The sequence below is a fragment of the Frankia alni ACN14a genome (assembly GCF_000058485.1).
Taxonomy (GTDB): Bacteria; Actinomycetota; Actinomycetes; order Frankiales; family Frankiaceae; genus Frankia; species Frankia alni.
On sequence record NC_008278.1, the window covers coordinates 3,829,393 to 3,847,523 of the forward strand.

Annotated in this window: 16 protein-coding genes and 1 pseudogene; 11 read left to right on the forward strand and 6 right to left on the reverse strand. The window is 72.8% G+C overall.

Annotated features, from left to right (window positions below; translation table 11 throughout):
• Positions 1 to 133: 133 nt before the first annotated feature.
• On the forward strand, positions 134 to 898 hold the full coding sequence (locus FRAAL_RS36105) for an ABC transporter ATP-binding protein (protein WP_011604672.1): 765 nt from the start codon (positions 134 to 136) through the stop codon (positions 896 to 898).
• Between the two features lie 111 nt (positions 899 to 1,009).
• Positions 1,010 to 2,314 (forward strand): ABC transporter substrate-binding protein, encoded by a 1,305-nt coding sequence (locus FRAAL_RS15430; protein ID WP_011604673.1) that lies wholly within the window; start codon positions 1,010 to 1,012, stop codon positions 2,312 to 2,314.
• A gap of 95 nt (positions 2,315 to 2,409) precedes the next feature.
• Here the strand turns inward: FRAAL_RS15430 and FRAAL_RS35845 are convergent, their stop codons facing one another.
• Positions 2,410 to 3,120, reverse strand: coding sequence for a FadR/GntR family transcriptional regulator (locus FRAAL_RS35845; RefSeq protein ID WP_011604674.1), 711 nt, complete (start codon positions 3,118 to 3,120; stop codon positions 2,410 to 2,412).
• A 773-nt stretch (positions 3,121 to 3,893) separates the two neighbouring features.
• On the opposite strand from FRAAL_RS35845, the gene FRAAL_RS15440 reads away from it, so the two are divergent.
• Positions 3,894 to 5,159: an RCC1 domain-containing protein gene (locus FRAAL_RS15440; RefSeq protein ID WP_011604676.1), complete on the forward strand. Its 1,266-nt coding sequence runs from the start codon at positions 3,894 to 3,896 to the stop codon at positions 5,157 to 5,159.
• Between the two features lie 77 nt (positions 5,160 to 5,236).
• Here FRAAL_RS15440 and FRAAL_RS15445 read toward each other — a convergent pair whose 3' ends face one another.
• Positions 5,237 to 7,531 carry an acyl-CoA dehydrogenase family protein gene (locus FRAAL_RS15445; RefSeq protein ID WP_011604677.1) on the reverse strand — a complete coding sequence of 765 codons (2,295 nt, stop codon included), beginning with the start codon at positions 7,529 to 7,531 and terminating at the stop codon, positions 5,237 to 5,239.
• A 134-nt stretch (positions 7,532 to 7,665) separates the two neighbouring features.
• Positions 7,666 to 8,880, reverse strand: coding sequence for a CaiB/BaiF CoA transferase family protein (locus FRAAL_RS15450; RefSeq protein ID WP_050997138.1), 1,215 nt, complete (start codon positions 8,878 to 8,880; stop codon positions 7,666 to 7,668).
• 431 nt (positions 8,881 to 9,311) lie between these two features.
• Between FRAAL_RS15450 and FRAAL_RS15455 the strand changes: the two genes are divergently transcribed.
• Genes FRAAL_RS15455 through FRAAL_RS15475 form a run of 5 tightly spaced genes read left to right on the forward strand, consistent with a single transcriptional unit; the run spans position 9,312 to position 13,438 of the window.
• Positions 9,312 to 9,899 carry a nuclear transport factor 2 family protein gene (locus tag FRAAL_RS15455; RefSeq protein WP_011604679.1) on the forward strand — a complete coding sequence of 196 codons (588 nt, stop codon included), beginning with the start codon at positions 9,312 to 9,314 and terminating at the stop codon, positions 9,897 to 9,899.
• The gene (locus FRAAL_RS15460) at positions 9,896 to 10,648 is read left to right on the forward strand and encodes an SDR family NAD(P)-dependent oxidoreductase (RefSeq protein ID WP_011604680.1); all 753 of its coding nucleotides are present in this window, start codon (positions 9,896 to 9,898) and stop codon (positions 10,646 to 10,648) included. Before FRAAL_RS15455 ends, FRAAL_RS15460 begins: the two co-directional genes overlap by 4 nt.
• Complete coding sequence (locus tag FRAAL_RS15465; protein WP_157892108.1) at positions 10,632 to 11,567, forward strand: SDR family NAD(P)-dependent oxidoreductase; 936 nt, start codon at positions 10,632 to 10,634, stop codon at positions 11,565 to 11,567. The genes FRAAL_RS15460 and FRAAL_RS15465 overlap by 17 nt, the downstream gene beginning before the upstream one ends.
• Positions 11,568 to 11,576: 9 nt before the next feature.
• The gene (locus tag FRAAL_RS15470) at positions 11,577 to 12,458 is read left to right on the forward strand and encodes an LLM class F420-dependent oxidoreductase (protein ID WP_011604682.1); all 882 of its coding nucleotides are present in this window, start codon (positions 11,577 to 11,579) and stop codon (positions 12,456 to 12,458) included.
• Entirely contained in the window at positions 12,455 to 13,438 is a 984-nt protein-coding gene (locus FRAAL_RS15475) for an SDR family NAD(P)-dependent oxidoreductase (protein WP_157892109.1), read from the forward strand. Before FRAAL_RS15470 ends, FRAAL_RS15475 begins: the two co-directional genes overlap by 4 nt.
• 33 nt (positions 13,439 to 13,471) lie before the next feature.
• Here FRAAL_RS15475 and FRAAL_RS15480 read toward each other — a convergent pair whose 3' ends face one another.
• Positions 13,472 to 13,822 carry a winged helix-turn-helix transcriptional regulator gene (locus FRAAL_RS15480; RefSeq protein ID WP_197537196.1) on the reverse strand — a complete coding sequence of 117 codons (351 nt, stop codon included), beginning with the start codon at positions 13,820 to 13,822 and terminating at the stop codon, positions 13,472 to 13,474.
• A 38-nt stretch (positions 13,823 to 13,860) separates the two neighbouring features.
• Here FRAAL_RS15480 and FRAAL_RS15485 point away from each other — a divergent pair, with 38 nt between their 5' ends.
• Both FRAAL_RS15485 and FRAAL_RS36110 read left to right on the forward strand, forming a co-directional pair.
• Complete coding sequence (locus FRAAL_RS15485; RefSeq protein ID WP_231861013.1) at positions 13,861 to 14,766, forward strand: enoyl-CoA hydratase/isomerase family protein; 906 nt, start codon at positions 13,861 to 13,863, stop codon at positions 14,764 to 14,766.
• 61 nt (positions 14,767 to 14,827) lie between these two features.
• Positions 14,828 to 14,962, forward strand: a pseudogene (locus tag FRAAL_RS36110) (methyltransferase, FxLD system); the annotation flags it as partial.
• Between the two features lie 153 nt (positions 14,963 to 15,115).
• On the opposite strand, the gene FRAAL_RS15490 reads toward FRAAL_RS36110, so the two are convergent.
• Positions 15,116 to 16,357: a hypothetical protein gene (locus FRAAL_RS15490; protein WP_041939354.1), complete on the reverse strand. Its 1,242-nt coding sequence runs from the start codon at positions 16,355 to 16,357 to the stop codon at positions 15,116 to 15,118.
• Between the two features lie 73 nt (positions 16,358 to 16,430).
• On the opposite strand from FRAAL_RS15490, the gene FRAAL_RS15495 reads away from it, so the two are divergent.
• A complete protein-coding gene (locus tag FRAAL_RS15495; RefSeq protein WP_041939355.1) occupies positions 16,431 to 17,189 on the forward strand; it encodes a glycosyltransferase family 2 protein in 759 nt (252 codons plus the stop codon).
• A 155-nt stretch (positions 17,190 to 17,344) separates the two neighbouring features.
• Here FRAAL_RS15495 and FRAAL_RS15500 read toward each other — a convergent pair whose 3' ends face one another.
• Positions 17,345 to 17,911 (reverse strand): dihydrofolate reductase family protein, encoded by a 567-nt coding sequence (locus FRAAL_RS15500; protein WP_041939356.1) that lies wholly within the window; start codon positions 17,909 to 17,911, stop codon positions 17,345 to 17,347.
• Positions 17,912 to 18,131: the final 220 nt, after the last annotated feature.

Below are 18,131 nucleotides of genomic sequence, written 5' to 3' on the forward strand. Positions count from 1 at the left end.
GCCGGCCGCGGCCAGCGAGCCCGCCGCAGTGAAGGAGCCCGCCGCAGAGAAGGAGCCGGCTGCGGTGAGCGAGCCGGCTGCGGTGAAGGAGCCGGCTGCGGTGAGCGAGCCGGCGGTCGTGAAGGAGCCGGCCGTGGGTACCGCCGCGCCGGCGGTCGGCGGGGCCGGGACGGGCGCCGCCACGCCGCTGCTGGCCGTGCGCGGGCTGGAGGCCGGCTACGGTGCCGTGCGGGTCGTCCGGTCGTTGGACCTGACCGCGGACAGCGGCACGGTGCTCGGCGTTCTCGGCCCGAACGGCTCCGGCAAGACCACGATGATGATGACCCTCGCCGGGCTGCTGCCGCGGCTGGGCGGCGAGGTGCTGGTGGACGGCTCGCCGGTGCCGGGGGGACGGCCGGCGGCGGCGAACCGGGCCGGCATCGTGCTCGTCCCCGACGATCGGGCGCTGTTCCCCGATCTCGACGTCCGGGAGAACCTCGTCGTCGCCCGGCGTTCCGGGGGATACAGTCTCGACGACGTCGTCGAGCTGTTCCCGAGCCTGGGCAAGCGGCTCAATGTGGCGGCGGGTGCGCTCTCCGGCGGGGAGCAGCAGATGCTCGCCGTCGCCCGCGCGCTCGTGCAGAAGCCGCGGGTGCTGCTCATCGACGAGATGAGCATGGGTCTCGCGCCGGTGATCGTCGAGGGCCTGCTGCCCGTGGTCCGCCGGATCGCCGACGAGACCGGGGCCGTCGTCATCCTCGTCGAGCAGCACGTCCAGCTCGCGCTGGAGGTCGCCGACCAGGCGGTCGTGCTCGTGCACGGCGAGGTCGTCCGCAGCGGCCCGGCCGCCGACCTGGCCCATGACCGGGCCGGTCTCGAGGCCGCCTACCTGGGAGCCGAGGCGGGCGCCTCCGCCTGATCCCACATTCTTTCTGGCCCGCACCACGCACCATCCGCGCGCGGTCCATGGGCTGTCCGGTCCACGGACCGCGCGTCCATGTAGGTGATGAGATGACTAAGGAGCACCACCGTGCGCTTGTTACCGCTTCGTTTCACGACGGCCGGCCGGCTGGCCGCGCGGCCGCGTACCCGCACCGCGCTGACCGGCGTCCTGCTCGCCACCTCGCTGGTGGCCGCCGCCTGTGGTGGCAGCAGCGGCGGTGGCAGCAGCGGCGGGACGGCGAAGGCCGACTCGGCGCTGCTCGGCCCGGCGAAGGCCGCCACCGGCACCCCGGTGAAGATCGGCTGGATCGGCACCGGCCACACCCAGGCCGTGGACGCCTCGGCGGAGGAGAAGTCGGCGCAGGCCGCCGCCGACTACGCCAACGCCCACCTCGGTGGGCTGCGCGGGCACCCGATCCAGATCGTCAGCTGTGAGGACAAATCCGTCCCCGCGGACGCGCAGGCGTGTGGCAACACGTTCGTCCGCGAAAAGGTCGCCGCGGTGGCCGGCGGCAGCCCGGGGCAGGCCGACCCCTGGATCAAGATCGTTTCTCCGGCCGGGATCCCGTCGGTGCTGAACCTGGTCGCGACGCAGACCGCCCTGACGACCAAGAACGTGTTCCTGCTGGGCAACCCGCTCGGGCCGTTCGGCACGGCGGCGGCGTACGCGCGTGAGGCCAAGCTGTCCCCGGCCGTCGTGCTCGTCATCGACGTGCCCGCGGCCAGCGGTCCGGCCAAGGCGCTCTCGCCGATCTTCTTCAACAACGCGGGAAGCAAGGCCACGGTCATCGCGATCCCGCCGGGTACCGCCGACATGACCCCGCAGATCCAGACCGCGCAGAAGGACAAGCCCGCGCTGTACCACATCACGGGTGACCCGACCTTCTGCGCCAGCGCGATCAAGGCGATCAAGGCCCTCGGCATCAAGGCCACGATCACCGCGCTGGACCGCTGCGTCGGCACCGACAAGGGCGCCTCGATCCCCGGCGGCTTCGAAGGTGTGAAGATCATGGGTCAGGCCAACCAGGACCCGACCACCGCCGAGTACAAGCTGTACTCGGCCGTGATCGACGCCTACGGCAAGGGCCTGAAGACCGTCGACGCCTACACCGTCAGCGGCTACCAGGGCATGCTCGGCCTGATCCGCGCGGTCAACGCCGTCCCGGGCACCGACGTGACGCCGGCCGCGGTCACGACGGCGATCAAGACGGCGCCGGCCACCCCCTACCCGATCGGTGGCGGGGCGACCTTCCAGTGCAACGGCAAGGCGAGCCCGGTGTCGGCGAACATCTGCTCGACCACCGGATTCGTCGCCGACGCGTCCAAGACCGGCACGCTGTCGAACTTCCGCACCATCGACGCGACCGGAATCTACAAGCTCGGCGCGAACTAACCCGTTCGCGACGAACTGACCCGCTCGTGAGCTGATCGCTCGTGAGCTGATCGCCTCGCCGAGGGCGTGGGCCGCGTGACCCGCGGTTCACGCCCTCAGGCGAGCAGGTCCAGAGTGGCGGCGTTGCGTCCGCCCCCGTCGAGGTAGGCGGCACCGGCCCGCAGATGACGCCGCCACAGTGCCTGCGCACCGGCGGCGTCCCGTTGCTCGACCAGATCGACCAGGGCGTGATGCGCCCGGACGGTCGCCCGCTCGGTCTCGGCCTGCACCGACGTCCCGAGGTCGCTCTCGACCGCGGCCAGGGTGGCGCGGTCGACGATCTCCCTGAGCATGCCGATGAGCAGCTCGAGGGTTTCGTTGCCGGCCAGCCGGACGACGAGGGCGTGGAAGTCGTTGTGCAGCCGGACCGTCTCGGCCGGATCGGCGCCGTGGCGCTCCACCGCCGCGCGCAGCAGGCCCAGGTCGGCGCGGGTACGCCGGCGGGCCAGCAGCCCCGCGACCGGCGGCTCCAGATACAGCCGCGCCTCCCACACGTCGGCGACCGTCGTGCCGCCATGCTCCAGCACCAGCCCCGCGTAGCGGGCCGCGACCTGGGGGCTCGGCGTCTGCACCCGCGCCCCGCCGCCCGCGCCGCGGCGCACGGTGATCAGCGACTCCGCCTCCAGAATGCGCAGCGCCTCCCGCAGCGTCGGCCGGGACACCCCGTACTGCGCGACGAGCAGCGCCTCCGTCGGCAGCGCCTGCCCCTCGACCAGTTCGCCGCGCACGATGCGCTGGCGCAGGTCGGCCGAGACCAGCTCGGCCATCTTCGGCACCCGCATCCGCTGCCCCACGACGCCGACCCCGCCCGCGCCGGTACCGCCGGTGCTGCCCGCGTCGCCGGTGACGCCCCCGCCCACGGCGGGCTCCGCTGTCGGCATGCGTGTCTCCTTCATGGGTGGATCTCCACGCTACCGGCCAGGCACGCCCAGGCCGCCCACCCTCTGCGAGCCGGTGTGCAGGGGAACGGCGCCATCTGCCCGTCCGGGAGGAGTAGAAGGGACGCCGAACCCTGCAGAACAACCGCGGAGGCCGCTCTCCCGTCCATGGTCGTGTGCAGGACCCGTCGACCGCCGCAAACTCTCGGGAGTTTTTCGGCAAGGCGCCGAGGGCTTCGATGACGGCGATGGCGGCCGCCTCGCTCGGGCCGTTTGCGGAACTGCTGGGGTGAAGCCGCCTTCCGACCGTGCTGGTCGGGGCTGGAGTTCATCGGTGCCAAGTTCCTTCGATGCCTGTCGTGAGGACGGTCGAAAAGCCCGTTCGTGGGCTGGCGGAGAGTGTCGCGTGATGCCATCGAGAGTGTCTTTGTGCAGGTGGCGACGGCTTGTGGGGCCGTCTGGCGGCGGGACCGCCGGCCGTTCTCCTGATCTTCGGTCAACGAGGAGCGGCGCGGCGGCGGCGGTAGGGCCATACGCCGCTCCCGCGGTCGAAAGCGAAGCGTCCGGCCTCATCGCAACACGCCCGGAAACCGCGCTGAAAGACGGTCTAGCCATTACCCTGTGCCGGAAAAGTTGACTACCCTTTCAGCGGGAGGACAACGATGTCCGACATACGGAAAATAAGATGGCAATCAGGAAAGCGGAAATCTGTGCCGGGCGCGGCTGTGTTCGCAGCCGCGTTCTCCCTGATATCCCTGACGCCCGCCGCGGCATTCGCGACGGGAACGGCCGACTGGTCCGCCGCGAAGCCGGCGGCAGCAGGCCGGCACGGCGCGCCGCCGGCCACCGGGGTCGCCTGGTCCTGGGGGTGGAACGTGGAGGGGCAGCTCGGCGACGGCACGCAGACCGACAGCAACCGCCCCCTCCCGGTCACCGGTATCGACAGCGTCACCGCGGTGGCGGGTGGTGGCGTCACCGGGTACGCGCTGCGCCGCGACGGCACCGTCTGGGCCTGGGGCGCCAACTCGGCCGGGCAGCTCGGCGACGGCAGCACCACCGACAACAACGTGCCTGTCCGGGTCGGCGTGCTGGACGGGGTCACCGCCGTCGCCGCGGGCGCCACCGCCGGGTACGCGCTGCGCCGCGACGGCACCGTCTGGGCCTGGGGCGCCAACTCGGCCGGGCAGCTCGGCGACGGCACCACCACCGACAGAGACTTTCCTGTCCAGGTCGGCGGGCTGGCCGACGTCACCGCCATCGCCGCAGGCCAGAACGCGGGGTACGCGTTGCGCCGGGACGGCACGGTCTGGGCCTGGGGCGCGGGCTGGACCGGTCAGCTTGGCAACGGCACCGACACCGACAGCGGCACACCCGTCCAGGTCGCCGGTCTTGACGACGCCACCGCTGTCGCCGCGGGCGACGGCACGGGATACGCGCTGCGCCGCGACGGCACCGTCTGGGCCTGGGGAGCGAACGGGGTGGGTCAGCTGGGCAACGGAACCACCACGGAAAGCAACGTTGCTGTCCAGGTCGGTGGGTTGGACGAGGCCACCGCCATCGCCGCGGGCGCCGGATCGGCGTACGCGCTGCGCCGCGACGGCACCGTCCGGGCCTGGGGCAACAACTCGGAAGGCCAGCTGGGCGACGGCACCACCACCAGCAGCACCACCCCCGTCCAGGTCGACGGACTGGACGACGTGAACACGATCGGGGCCGGCGGCAACACCGGCTATGCGGTGCGCGAGGACGGCACAGCCTGGTCCTGGGGCGTGAACTGGTTCGGGCAGCTCGGCGACGGTACCAACACCGACAGCTTCAGCCCGGTCCGGATCGCCATCCCCGCTCGCGTCACCGCCATCGCCGGCGGTGGCTACAGCGGATACGCGCTCGGCGGGCCCGCCCGCAGGCGCCACGCAGAAGCCTCCTGACAGTACTACCGACTGTCACATCGAACCCGGGGTGGCTCCGTCTTGAGCGGGCCGCCCCGGGTTCGGGACGTTCCAGGTCAGCGGGGCATGCCGAGGACGCGTTCGGCGAGGATGTTGCGCATGATCTCGGTGGTGCCGCCGGCGATCGTCGCCGACCGCGACATCAGGTACTCCCGCTGCGCGCGGCGCCCGGTCGTCTCGGCGACGCCGGCGAGGCCGAGCGCGGCGAGGTGCGTCTCGCCCTGGTGCTGCATGGCCCGCGACCACAGCAGCTTGATGACCGAGTGCTCGGCGCCGGGCGCGCCGCCCTCGGCGATGCGCCCGAGCGCGCGGCTGCCGAGCAGGCCGACGAGGCGGGCCTCGACGAGCCGGTCGGTGAGCTCCAGGCGGGTCTGCTCGTCCAGGCCGTGCCCGGACAGCGCCGTCACCAGGTCGTCGACGGACTGCTCCAGCCCGGCGGCGAGCTCGATGACCCCCGCCCGCTCGAAGCCGAGGGTGGTCATCGTGACCGTCCAGCCGGCGTGCAACGGGCCGAGCAGCGCGCTGCGCGGGACGCGAACCTCGTCGTAGAACACCTCGGCGAAGCCGCTCTCGCCGGTGATCATCGTGATCGGGCGGCGGGTGATGCCGGGCAGGTCGAGCGGCACGAGCAGCGCGGAGATCCCGCGGTGCGCCGGCGCGTCGGGGTCGGTGCGGGCGAGCAGCAGGCAGTGGGTCGCCTCCATGCCCTCCGACGTCCACACCTTCTGCCCGGTGATGACGAACGCGGCGTCGTCGCCGTCGCCGACGAGCTCCGCGCGGGTGCGCAGCGAGGCGAGGTCGCTGCCGGAGCCCGGCTCGGAGAAGCCCTGGCACCAGATCTCGGTGCCGGCCTGGATCGCCGGCAGATGTGCCTTCTGCTCCGGGGTGCCGTAGCGCATGAGCGTCGGGGCGACGTTGTTCAGGCCGAGGACGCCGCCGAGCGGCTGCGGCGCCCGGTGCGTCGCCATCACCCGGTCGCAGGCGACCTGGTCGACGATGCCGAGCCCGCGCCCGCCGTACTCCACCGGCCACTGCGGGGCGACCCAGCCGACCGAGTGCAGCGCCTGCTGCCAGGCCATCCGGGAGGCGAACGACACCTCGTCACCCCAGCGCTCGCGCCAGGCGGGCAGCAGGGCGGCGACGTGCCCGGCGAGCTCCGCGGCGGGCCCGGAGTCGGGCACGCTCAGCGTCGGGCGGGCGCCGGTGCCGCGCCGCGTCGGGTCGAGCCGGGCGCGGTGCGCGCCGGCGCCGCCGAGCAGCGGCGCGCCGGCCGCGGCGCGGCGCAGGTACAGGTGGACCTCGTGCTCCCAGGTGAAGCCGATCCCGCCGAGGATCTGCAGGTACTCGTTGGAGACGACGCCGGCGGCGCGCCCGGCGGCGAGCAGGGCCAGCGCCAGGGCGTCGTCGAGCTCGGCCGGGTCGGCGGCGGCGTCGTCGAGGCGGGCGGCGAGGTGGCGGGTGGCCGCGCGGGCCTGCTCGACCTCGGCGAGCATCTCGGCGCAGCGGTGCTTGATGGCCTGGAAGGAGCCGATCGGCCGGCCGAACTGGTGGCGGTCGGCCGCGTAGGCGACCGCGCCGGTCAGGCAGTGCCCGGCGAGACCGGTGCACTCGGCGGCCAGCGCGAGCGCCGCGGTGGCCTGACCCCGGCGCACCGCCGCGGTCGCCTCGGCGCCCGCGGCCAGCACGGTGCCCGGGGTGTCGTGCAGGGTCAGCGTGCCCAGTGGCCGGGTGGCGTCGACGCCGTCGACGCGGGTCAGGTCGAACCCGGCCGCGCCGGCGTCGACCGCGACCAGCAGCGGACCGTCCGGTGCCTGCGGACCGCCGGCTGCTTCGGCGAGCACCAGCACGTGGGCCGCCTCGGGGGACAGCACGGCGGAGACCTCCCCGGTGAGGGTCACCTGCGCGTCGGTCGGCGACGGCGCGGTCGCGCGCACCGAGCCGGGCGCGCCCCACAGATCCTCGTGCGCGGTCCAGGCGAAGGTCGCCACGGTCCCCTCGGCGACGGCGCCGAGCAGCGCCGACGCCGGCGCACCGGGCAGCGCCTGGAGGGTTCCGAGCACCGCCGCGGCGCCGATGCTCGGCACCGGCGCGAGCACCGCCCCGACCGCCTCCAGGGCGACGGCAAGGTCGACCCAGCGACCGCCGGCGCCGCCCTGCTCCTCGGCCAGCGGCAGGCCCGCCAGCCCCACCTCGGCCAGCGCCGCCCACACCGGCAGCTCCGAGACCTGGGCGGGGTCGGCGATCTGCTTGTGCCGGGAGTCCGCGGGCCAGTGGCGGGCGAGCTGGCCGACCACCGCCTCGGTGAGCGCGGCCTGATCCTCGGTGTCGGCGACCCCGACCTGGTCGATCACTGCTGGGATACCTCGTGGGGCTCGGCGGGAGGCGCCGTGGGCGCCCCGCGGGGGTGAGAGCAGTACGTGAACGAAGCGGCACGTGCGACGGCGGGCCGGGCGTGCGTCACCGCGGCCCGGCCCGCCGTGCTCGGTCAGCTGGTGGCGCCGTTTTCCTTGAACTCGATGATCTTGTCCCAGTCGTAGCCGAGCTCGAGGAGGATCTCCTCGGTGTGCTGGCCGTGCTCGGGGGCGGCGGTGAGGTCGAGGTGCTTCTCGTCGAACTGCACCGGGCTCGCCGCGACGGAGAACGTGTTGCCGTTGCCGTCGGTGATCTTCGGCAGGTAGCCGTTGGCCTGGACCTGCGGGTCCTGATGCAGCTCGGGGGCGGTGCGCACGGCGTCCCAGACGCCGTCGAAGTCGGCGAGGGCCTTCTCCCAGTGCGACAGCGGCGCCGACTCGAAGGTTGCCCGCAGCTCGGCGATGCACTCGCGCCGGTTGGCGAAGCGGACCTTCGCGTCGCTGTACCGGGGGTCGTCGATGAGGTCGGTGCGGCCGAGCCGGGTGCAGAAGTCCGCCCAGAAGCGGTCGGCCTGCAGCAGCACGACCGCGAGGAAACGGCCGTCGCCGGTGCGGTAGAGGTTCGCGACCGGGTTGGGCATCTCCTCGAGCTGGAACTTCGGGATCGGGGCGCCGGTGACGCCCGCCCCGACGATGTCCGGGGCGAGCTGCCAGATCGCGGCGGCCAGCAGGGACACGTCGACGACGGACGGCTCGCCGCTGCGCTCGCGACGGAACAGTGCCGCGGCGATGCCGCCCGCGAGCGCGAAGCCGCCGTAGGTGTCACCGAAGGCGGGACGCTGCGGCGCGGGCCAGTCGCCCTCGTGCGGGATGAGCGAGTCGCCGATGCCGCCGCGCGACCAGTAGGCGGCCATGTCGTACCCGCCGCGGCCGGCCTGCTCCCCGCGCGAGCCGTAGCCGTGGCCGCGCGCGTAGATGATCTTCGGGTTCCAGGCGCGGACGTCGTCGACGTCGATGCCGGCGCGGGCGCGGGAGTCGGGCAGCAGGTTCGTCACGAACACGTCCGACTGCTCGACCAGCTTGCGCAGGATCTCGCGGCCGGACTCGCTGCCGATGTCCAGACCGAGGCTGCGCTTGCCGCGGTTGGGCTGCTCGATGAAGTGGTTGATGCTGCCGGCACCGGCGACGATGCCGGAGCTGATCAGGCCGCGCTGCGGGTCACCCGTGACCGGGTGCTCGATCTTGACGACGTCGGCGCCCCAGTCGGCGAGCACGGCGCCCGCCGACGGGACGAACGTCCACGTCGCCACCTCGACGACCCGCACGCCGGCCAGGATGTCCTGCTTCATCGGATGTCCTGCCTCATCGGCTCCGGTCTCCTCGAACATGTGTGTGTCTCTGCGGACTGAGCTGTCACGGACTGATCTCTACGGTTCTCTGAGCGGTGTGTGTCGCTGATGGTCCGAAGCCGGATCGGCCGGCCGTGGGGGCGGCGTGACTGGTCCGGATGCCGTTGCGGGCGCATGCTGATCACCCCGCCCGACGGCCCCACCGGTCGAGCATCCTGCATGTTGACATGACCGTCAAACGTCGCTCCAATGACGATGGCGAGGCCAGCGGCGGCCTCCCGAGGAGGTGGGCGAGCGGTGACGGCGGACATTTCGGACTTCCGAGGTCAGGAAAGAGCCCGTCCTTCGTCCGCCGGGGACCAGCTCCCAGGTCAGGCTCCGGCCGAATCTGTCGCTCCCGTCAACATCGTCGGCGCGCGGGCGGCCCGCCGGTGAGCACGCCGACGGGTGGACCGGCCACGGCCGGCGACGAGGCGGCCATCCGCCGGGTGCTGCTGGAGTACTGCCGCGGCATCGACCGGCTCGACCTCGAACTGGTCCGCGGCTGCTACTGGCCGGAGGCGACCGACCGGCACGGCCCGTTCACCGGCACCCGCGACGAGTTCATCGACTGGGTCGGCCCGCTGCTGGGCCGCCAGACCATGACCATGCACCATCTCGGCAACGTCCTCGTCGACATCCCCGCCGGTCACGACGTCGCCGACGCCCACGTCGCCGTCGCCGAGAGCTACGGCGTCGCCTACCACGCGGGCGAGCCGGCCGGCGACGTGCGGTGGAACTACGCCGCGGGCTTCCGGTACGTCGACCGGTTCGAACGCCGCGACGGGCGGTGGCGCATCGCCGACCGGATCACCGTCATCGAGTGGGTCCGGCCCTGGGACGCCGACCGCGACCGGATCACCAAGTTCGGCGAGCACCTGCCGCGCCGCGACCGCACCGACCCGCTCTACGCCACGCAGGCGGCGGCCGAAGTGCGGGAACTGGGAGCGGGGAAGACAGCAGCGCGGGAATCGGCGTGAGGCTGGCCGAGACGGTCGCCCTGGTGACCGGCGCCGGGCAGGGCGTCGGGCGTGGCGTGGCGCTGGCGCTGGCCGCCGAGGGCGCGGCCGTCGCGGTCGTCGGGCGCACGCTGGCGAAGTGCGAGGCGGTGGCGGCCGAGATCGTCGAGCGGGGCGGGCGGGCGATCGCGGTGCAGGCCGACGCGGGGGTCCGCGCCGACGTGGACGCCGCCGTGGCCGCGGTCCGCGCCGGGCTCGGCCCGGTGACGAGCCTCGTCAACGTCGCGCAGACCACCCGGTACGGCTCGATCCGCCGGCTCACCGAGGACGACCTGGACGCCGTCTGGCAGTCGGGCCCGGTCGGGTCGCTGCGGTTCATGCAGGCCTGCTTCGACGACCTGCGGGCCAGCAAGGGCAGCGTGGTCAACTTCGGCTCCGGCAGCGGGCTGACCGCCCGCCCCGCGATGGGCGCCTACGCCGCGGTCAAGGAGGCGCTGCGGACGATGAGCCGCGTCGCCGCCGCCGAGTGGGGCCGCTACGGCATCCGGGTCAACGTCGTCTGCCCGCTCGCCGGCTCGCCCGGCTTCGACAGTTGGACGGCCGACCTGCCCGACGCCGCGGCGAGCCTCGCCGCCCAGGTGCCGCTGGGTCGACTCGGCGACGCCGAGGCCGACGTCGGGCGCGCCGTGGTCTTCCTCGTCGGCCCGGACGCTCAGTACATCACCGGCACCACCCTGATGGTCGACGGCGGCTATGACTACCTCCGGTGAGTCGACCGGCCGCGCCGGTGCCCAGGGTCCGTTAGCCGGCGGCCCGCTGGCGGGCGGTTCGTCGGCGGCCGGTTCGCTGGCGGGTGGTTCGTTGGCGGGTGAGGTCGCGCTGGTCACGGGGGCGGGTTCGGGGATCGGCGCGGCCAGCGCCCGCCGGCTCGCCGCCGAGGGCGCGGCGGTCGCCGTCACCGACCTTGCCGGCGCGTCGGCGCAGCGGGTCCGCGACGAGATCGTCGCGGCCGGCGGGCAGGCCGTCGCGCTCGCCCTCGACGTCGCCGACGAGGCCGCCGTGCGCGACTGCGTCGCGCGGGTCGCGGCCGAGCTCGGCCCGATCGGCGTGCTGCACAACAACGCCGCCGCGACCGCACTGTCCGGCGGCGGCGGCGACGCCGAGGTGCTCACGATGTCGGCGGAGCTCTGGGACGCGACGATGGCCGTCAACGTCCGCGGGCCGATGCTGCTGGCGCGCGCCGCGCTGCCCGCGATGATCGCCGCCGGCCGCGGGTCGATCGTCAACACCTCGTCGGGGGCCGCCGCGGCCGCCGAGCACCTGCGCCCGGCCTACGGCGCGTCGAAGGCGGCGCTGGAGTCCCTGACCCGCAGCATCGCCGCCCGCTACGGCCCGGTCGGAGTGCGCTGCAACGCCGTCGCCCCGGGACTCGTGCTGACCGACACCGTCCGCGGGCCCGGCCGCGGGCTGCGCCGGATGCGCGCCGTGTTCGCCGCGCACACCCCGTCCCCGCTGGGCACGCCCGACGAGGTCGCCCGGGTCGTGGCGTTCCTCGCCTCCGACGCCGCCCGTTACGTCAACGGCGTCGTGCTGCGCGTCGACGGCGGCATGGGCGCCGCCCAGCCCTACCTCGCCGACCTGCTCGGCCGCCACGCCGCGGTCGAGAACGCGCCGACCGTGCTTTCCTGAGGAGTCTCCATGAAGTGGGGCATCGTCTTCGCCAGCACCGGGTTCCCCGACCCCGAGGACGCCGTGGCGCTCGCCGTCGCGGCCGAGCAGGCCGGGTTCGAGTCGCTGTGGGCGCCGGAGCACGTCGTGCAGTCGCGCCGCCCCGACGCGACCCCGTACCGCGGCGTCACCAACGGCAGCATGGACCGGCTCTCGCGGCGCGGCGGCATGCCCGACCCGCTGATCTGGCTGACCTACGTCGCCGCGGTGACCACCCGGATCCGCTTCGGCACCGGCGTGCTGATCCTGCCGGAGCACCAGCCGACGGTGCTCGCCAAGACCGCCGCCACCCTCGACCATCTCTCCGGCGGCCGGCTGATGCTCGGCATCGGCGTCGGCGAGCTGCCCGAGGAGTACGCCGCCGTCGGCATGGAGTTCCGCAACCGGGGCCGGCGGATGGACGAGTACATCGACGCCATGCGGGTGCTGTGGCGCGACGACACGGCGACCTTCGCCGGCGAGTACGTCGCCTTCGACCAGGTGGAGTGCCGGCCGTGGCCGGTGCGCCGGGCGATCCCGCTGTTCGTCGGCGGGGCGTCGGAGGCGGCGATCCGCCGCGCGGCGACCCGCGGCGACGGCTACTTCCCGTTCGTCTTCCCCGGCCAGGACCCGCTCGTCGAGCTGCCGAAGCTGCTCACCCGGGTCCGCGAGGAGACCAGGGCCGTCGGGCGCGACCCCGACGCCATGGAGTTCACCGCGGGCGGGGCGCGCACCGTCGAGGAGGCGAAGGTCTACGCCGACTTCGGCGTCCACCGGCTCACCGTCGCCGTGCGCGGGCGCACCATCGCCGAGATGCTCGACGACGTCGCCCGCCTCGGCGACGAACTCGTCGCACCCACGGTCGAGCTGTGACCGCGGCGGATCCCGATCCGGCGTCGTCGTCGGCGGGGGAGTTGTCGTTCGCGGGTCGCACCGTGCTCGTCACGGGTGCGGGGCGCGGCGTCGGGCGGGCGCACGCGCTCGCCTTCGCCGCCCGCGGGGCCGCCGTCGTCGTCAACGACCTGCCCGATCCCGCCGCCGATCAGGCCGAGGGGGCCGAGGGGGCGGAGGGGGCCGCGGCCGTCGTCGCCGAGATCCGCCGGGCCGGGGGCAGGGCCGTCGCGCACCTCGGCGACGTCGCCGAGCCGGGGGTCGCCGAGGCGCTGGTCGAGCGGGCGCTCGCCGAGTTCGGCCGCGTGGACGTCGTCGTCGCCAACGCCGGCATCGACCGGATCGTGCGGCTGCGCGAGGTCACCGCCGACGTGCTGAGCGAGTTCTTCCGGGTGCACGTGCTGGGCACCTGGGCGCTGTGCTCCGCCGCCTGGCCGCACCTGGCGCAGCAGGGCTACGGGCGGATCGTGACGACGACCTCGGCCGCCGGCTACTTCGGCCTGGCCGCCGCGCTGCCGTACACGGTCGCGAAGGGCGCCCTGCACGGCCTGACCCAGACGCTCGCCCTCGAAGGCGCCCGCCGCGGCATCACCGTCAACGCGGTCGCGCCGTTCGCGGCGTCACGGCTGGCCGCCGACCGGACCCGGTCGCGGCCCGAGATGTACGCCGCGATCGAGCGGGTCGCCCCGCCGGCGTCGGTGGCCGCGGTGGCGCTGTGGCTCGCGCACGAGTCGACGACCGTCACCGGCCTGGCCTTCGAGGCCGGCATCGACGCGGTCGGCCGCATCGCGGTGGCCACCGGCGACGTGCTCACCGTCGACGGTGCGCTGACCCCCGAGGACGTCCGCGCCGGCGCGGCGCTGCTGACCGGAGGCGCCGTGACCGTCCCCGACCTCGGCGCCGCCGACCGCCCCCTGACCCGCCGCCTCACCGAACGCGCCGCCGCAGCCGCGTCGAGGTGAACGGCGCCGTCCTGCGCGAGACAGGCCGGGATGTCACGTGTCCGCACGTCGCTCGTCGTAGTGACAGCGGGCGGCCTCGACCGCGTCGAGATGACCGACAGCCCATTCCAGGATGGCGTGCACAGGGGACCGAAGGGTCCGGCCCAGGGGGGTGATGCGGTATTCGATCGCCACCGGATCCGTGGACACGACCGCTCGTTCGACCATGCCGTTGCGCTCCAGTCGTCGCAGGCAGGCGGTCAGTGACTTCGGGGTGACGGCGGGCATGTCCTGCCGGAGTTCGTTGAAGCGTCGGGGGCGGTCGCACAGTGCGGCCAGTACCAGCAGGGACCACTTGTCGAAGAGTTGGTCGAGCAGATGTCGGCCGTCGCCGTCGAGCGTCACGTCGGGCACGTCGGTCTCCCTCGCGATACCTGATTTCGTTGAAGTATATCCGCGCTACTAGATATACATCAGATACCGGACGGTCTGACGACGAAACGGGAATCATGACTAACGCATGTTCGACCCTCACGATCTCTCTCGCCGGCGGCGTGGCGAACGTCGTGATCGACAACCCTCCCATCAATCTGCTCGACACCGCCCTGATGACGGACCTGGACCGGTTTGCGGCCGCGATGTCCGGCGCCCACGACATCCGGGTGATCGTTTTCGACAGCGCGGATCCGGACTTCTTCGTCGCGCACGGCGACATGACGACCGCCGACGCCCCCGCGGCGTTCGCTGCCCTCCCCCTCGCGCCCGAACAGGACCAGTCCCTCAACCCGATGATGCGCCTGCACGAACGCATTCGGTCGCTGCCGCAGATCACCATCGGCAAGGTGCGCGGACTGGCCCGCGGCGGCGGTGCGGAACTGCTGTCCGCGATGGACCTGCGGTTCGCCTCGCTCGAACGCGCCGCAATGGCGCAGATGGAGTGTCGGCTGGGAATCATCCCGGGTGCGGGAGGCACTGCCTACCTGCCTGGTCTCGTGGGTCGCGCGCGTGCTCTGGAGATCATCCTCGGCGGGCAGCTGGTCGATGCCGCGACCGCGGAACGGATTGGATGGGTGAACCGGGCCGTGCCGGACACCGAGCTCGACCACGTCGTCGACACCCTCGCCGCCCGCATCGCCGCTCTTCCTCCCGGCGTCGCCCGCGCCGCGACCGAAGCGGTCGACACCGCGGTCGAATCGACCACGCACGGCCTGCGGAAGGCCAACGAGCTCCTCAAGGGACTGTTCGACGAACCCGCCGCAACCCGTCTCGCCAGGGCTGCACTGGCCGCCGGCGCGCACACCCGCGACGGAGAGCGCCGCCTCGAGGCTCTTGTCGACGACATCACCTAGGACACCGGCGACCTGTGGTTCCAGGGCGAGGCGGTGACCGGCCCGGAGGAGCTCGTACAACTCGGCGTTGCTCACCGAACTGGTGGGCGAGGCCGGCGAGGTCATCTCGATCGACATCGATGAGGACGTCTTGGACCGTGCCGGTCGGCTCCTGCCGGCCGCCGGCTACCCGGATGTGCGCCTGGTGCACGCGGACGGCGAGTTCGGCGCGCTGCGCGGAGAGTTCTCCTACCAGGCGGCGATGGTCTGGTTCGCCTGGTGCGACCGACGAAGCCGTCCCCGCGTGCCACGACGAGGACGCGCTGACCGAACCAGCATCCGACCCGAACATGTGAAGTCGCCCCGGGGTTCAGGACCTGCTGGTTCTGTCCGGCGGACTGGCGTCGGGGTCGGGGTGGTGTCGGCCGGTGATGATCCAGGTGCCGGCGATGATGACGAACGCGAAGAGCAGGAGCCCGGCGCCGAGGATGGTGAGCAGGAGTGCGCGGTCGCGGAAGCCGAGGTTGCCGGTGAGGGTGATCGGGAGTGAGCCGACGGCGAAGGCGACGGCGGCGGTGAAGACGGTGACGAGTTCGACGGCGCGGATCGCGGAGGTCTGCAACGTCCGGCGCAGATCGCGGTTGGCGGCGTCCTGGGCACGCCAGCGGGTTTGCTGGCCAGCGGCCAGTTCGGCGAGATCGAGACCCTTTTCGATGACGTCGCGTTCCCGTAGGTACTGCTCCTGAAGAAGTTCGTGGCTGATGCGGGTGCCGATCGCGGGCAGCAGGCGCAGCGCGGTGTCGATGGTGTCGAGTGCGTCGGTGTAGTCGCCGCACATGCGTTGGCCGCACGCGAGGCGAAACTGGAACAGATGGTCGTCCGGGAACTCGGTGACGGCGTCGGTGGCGCGGCGACGGAGCTGCTCGCCCCGTTCCGGGAAACGCGGGGCGGCAGCGAGGGCGCCCAGGCAGACGTCGACGACGGCCCGGGAACGTGGGGTGGCGCGCCAGGCCGTGTCGAGGAGGTCGAGGGCGTGGCTGGTGGTGATGGTGCGGCTGCCGAACGCGGCGAAGGCGCGTAGGCCGGTGAACAGCGGGTCGTCGCGGTGGCGGCCGGCGGCGACGGCGAGCAGGGAGGATTCGAGGAATTGGTGGAGCTCGTCGAACCAGAAGTTCGAGCGGAGCTTGCCGGCGTGGTAGAGCGCGGCGAAGTAGCAGATGTCGGCCGAGCCCTGGGTCGTCTCGACGATGCGGCCGGTGGCGAGGGTGAGGTCGTGGCGGGACTCGACGCTGTCCTTGGTGATGAAGGCGTAGCCCAGCGACCACTTCTCGATGATGTTCGGGCGGATCGGCGGTTCGGTGTGGTCGTACAGCCAGCGGGCGCAGCGGGCCGCTACCTCGACGGTGGGCTCGCGCAGGAATCGGCGGCGCCAGTACCGGTCGGCGCAGATCAGCCAGGGGTCGATGACGAAGTCCGCCGACGGGATCTGGAAGGGGGGTTCGATGCCGGCGTCGATCAGTTCGGCGGCGAGATCCTCGCAGATCCGGTCCAACTCACGGGAGTCGGTGGAGGCTGCCTGACCGAGCCGCGCGTTGATCGATGCGACGTCCACGTGCCTCCTTCTGGCGGATCTTCTCCGGATATGTACCACACGAATGCGGATCGGATCGGTACATACTGCGAACATGCGGGTCGATGTGGTCACCGCGGCTCACGCCGAGTACGCGGGCTACCTGCCGGCGGCGTGGGAGTCGCTGCGTCGGCAGCGTCATCCGCACTGGACGTGGCGGGTGCAGATCGACGGGCCGTCCGACGACGTTCTCGACACACTGGCCGCCTGTGGAGCGGCGGCTGACGGCCGCGTCCGGATCGGCGCGCACGGCACCCGGGAAGGCCCTGGGGTCGCCCGCAACATCGCCCTTGGTGAATGCACCGCGCCGCTGGTCCAGAACCTCGACGCCGACGACGAGCTCGAACCCGACGCGCTCGCCGCCCTCAGCGGCGCGCTCGCCACGCATCCTGCGGCCGGCTATGCGGTCGGTCATGCCCGTGACCTGCATGGGGACGGCACCCTGCACACCTTGCTGTTGGCCGTGCCCGCCGGGCCGCTGGCCCGCGGTGCGCTGGCTGTGGCGTGGGCGTCTGCCCTTCCCGACCAGACCCTGCCACCGGTGCACCCGGCCGGGGTGATGTGGCGCCGCACTCTGCTCCTCGCCGTCGGGGGATGGGCGGCACTACGCGGCGTCGAGGACACCGCAACCCTCATCGCCGGCTCCGCCCTCGCCACCGGAATCCTGCTCGACATTCCCACCCTGCGTTACCGGCGTCATGACGCACAGCGTTCCCGTCAGAACGGCAATTTCTCCGGGGGGGGGGGTCAATATTTGCTCATCTGGCAGCGCGCCGCACTCCTCGCCGCAGGGCATCCCTGGGAAGACCGATAACCAGCGCGCCCGGCGATCGAGGGTCACCCGCACCTCGCAGGCCAGTCGTTCGGCGCACGCTGAACGGTCGGAATATCGCGACGGCCGTATGCGAGTAGGGGGTCGGGAAAGCGCGGCACCGCCGAACATCTGGCCCGTGACTCCCGGAGGAGCGCTCAGCGCCTCGTCTCGTACCTGGTCAGGACCACGCCGCCGGGAAACGTCCGCGTCTCCACCAGGTTCAGGTTCACCCAGCTGTCCAGCGCGGTGAAGAACGGCGTGCCGCTGCCCACCAGGACCGGATGGGCGACGATCGCGTACTCGTCGATCAGTCCGGCGCGCATGGCCGCCCCGGCGAGCGTCGCGCCGCCGATGGTCATGGGGCCGCCGTCCTCGGCCTTGAGCCGGGTGATCTCTGCGATCGCGTCGCCGGTGACCAGGCGGGTGTTCCCGTCGACCTTGGCGATCGTCGAGGAGAACACCACCTTCGGCGTGTCGCGCCAGTTCCGCGCGAACTCGATCTCCGCCGGGGTGGCGTCGGGCTGCTGGTCGCCGGTCGGCCAGTAGGAGCTCATCGCCTCCCACAGCCTGCGCCCGTACAGCGACAGGCCACTCGCCTGCTCGTGGCCGAGCCACCACTGGAACAGCTCGTCGCTCGGCGGCCCGCTCCAGCCGAGGTCGTCGCCGGCCGCGGCGATGTAGCCGTCCAGGGTCAGGTTCATGCCGTAGATCAGTTTCCGCATGGCGCCAGCCTTCCGTGAGTCGGTCCCAGGCGTACAGACCGGCGCGCCGCGAAGTCGGAGCGCCGCGCGTGTGGTCCGGACTGTCGGCATGAGCGTCATGGTGAACGTGTGCTGCCACGCGTCGTCGTCGAGTTGCGGGAAACCGCCCGGAGGCGTCGAGGTACCCGTGACGTTGTTGACAAGCAGATCAATTCTCCCGTGTCCTCCGACCGCGGAATGC

Excerpts from the sequence above, each read along its gene's own strand:
- FRAAL_RS35845 (WP_011604674.1), bottom strand. The coding sequence starts at position 3,120 with ATGGCCGAGCTGGTCTCGGCCGACCTGCGCCAGCGCATCGTGCGCGGC.
- FRAAL_RS15465 (WP_157892108.1), top strand. The coding sequence starts at position 10,632 with ATGACTACCTCCGGTGAGTCGACCGGCCGCGCCGGTGCCCAGGGTCCG.
- FRAAL_RS15500 (WP_041939356.1), bottom strand. The coding sequence starts at position 17,911 with ATGCGGAAACTGATCTACGGCATGAACCTGACCCTGGACGGCTACATC.
- FRAAL_RS15450 (WP_050997138.1), bottom strand. The coding sequence starts at position 8,880 with ATGAAGCAGGACATCCTGGCCGGCGTGCGGGTCGTCGAGGTGGCGACG.
- FRAAL_RS15470 (WP_011604682.1), top strand. The coding sequence starts at position 11,577 with ATGAAGTGGGGCATCGTCTTCGCCAGCACCGGGTTCCCCGACCCCGAG.
- FRAAL_RS15495 (WP_041939355.1), top strand. The coding sequence starts at position 16,431 with ATGCGGGTCGATGTGGTCACCGCGGCTCACGCCGAGTACGCGGGCTAC.
- FRAAL_RS15440 (WP_011604676.1), top strand. The coding sequence starts at position 3,894 with ATGTCCGACATACGGAAAATAAGATGGCAATCAGGAAAGCGGAAATCT.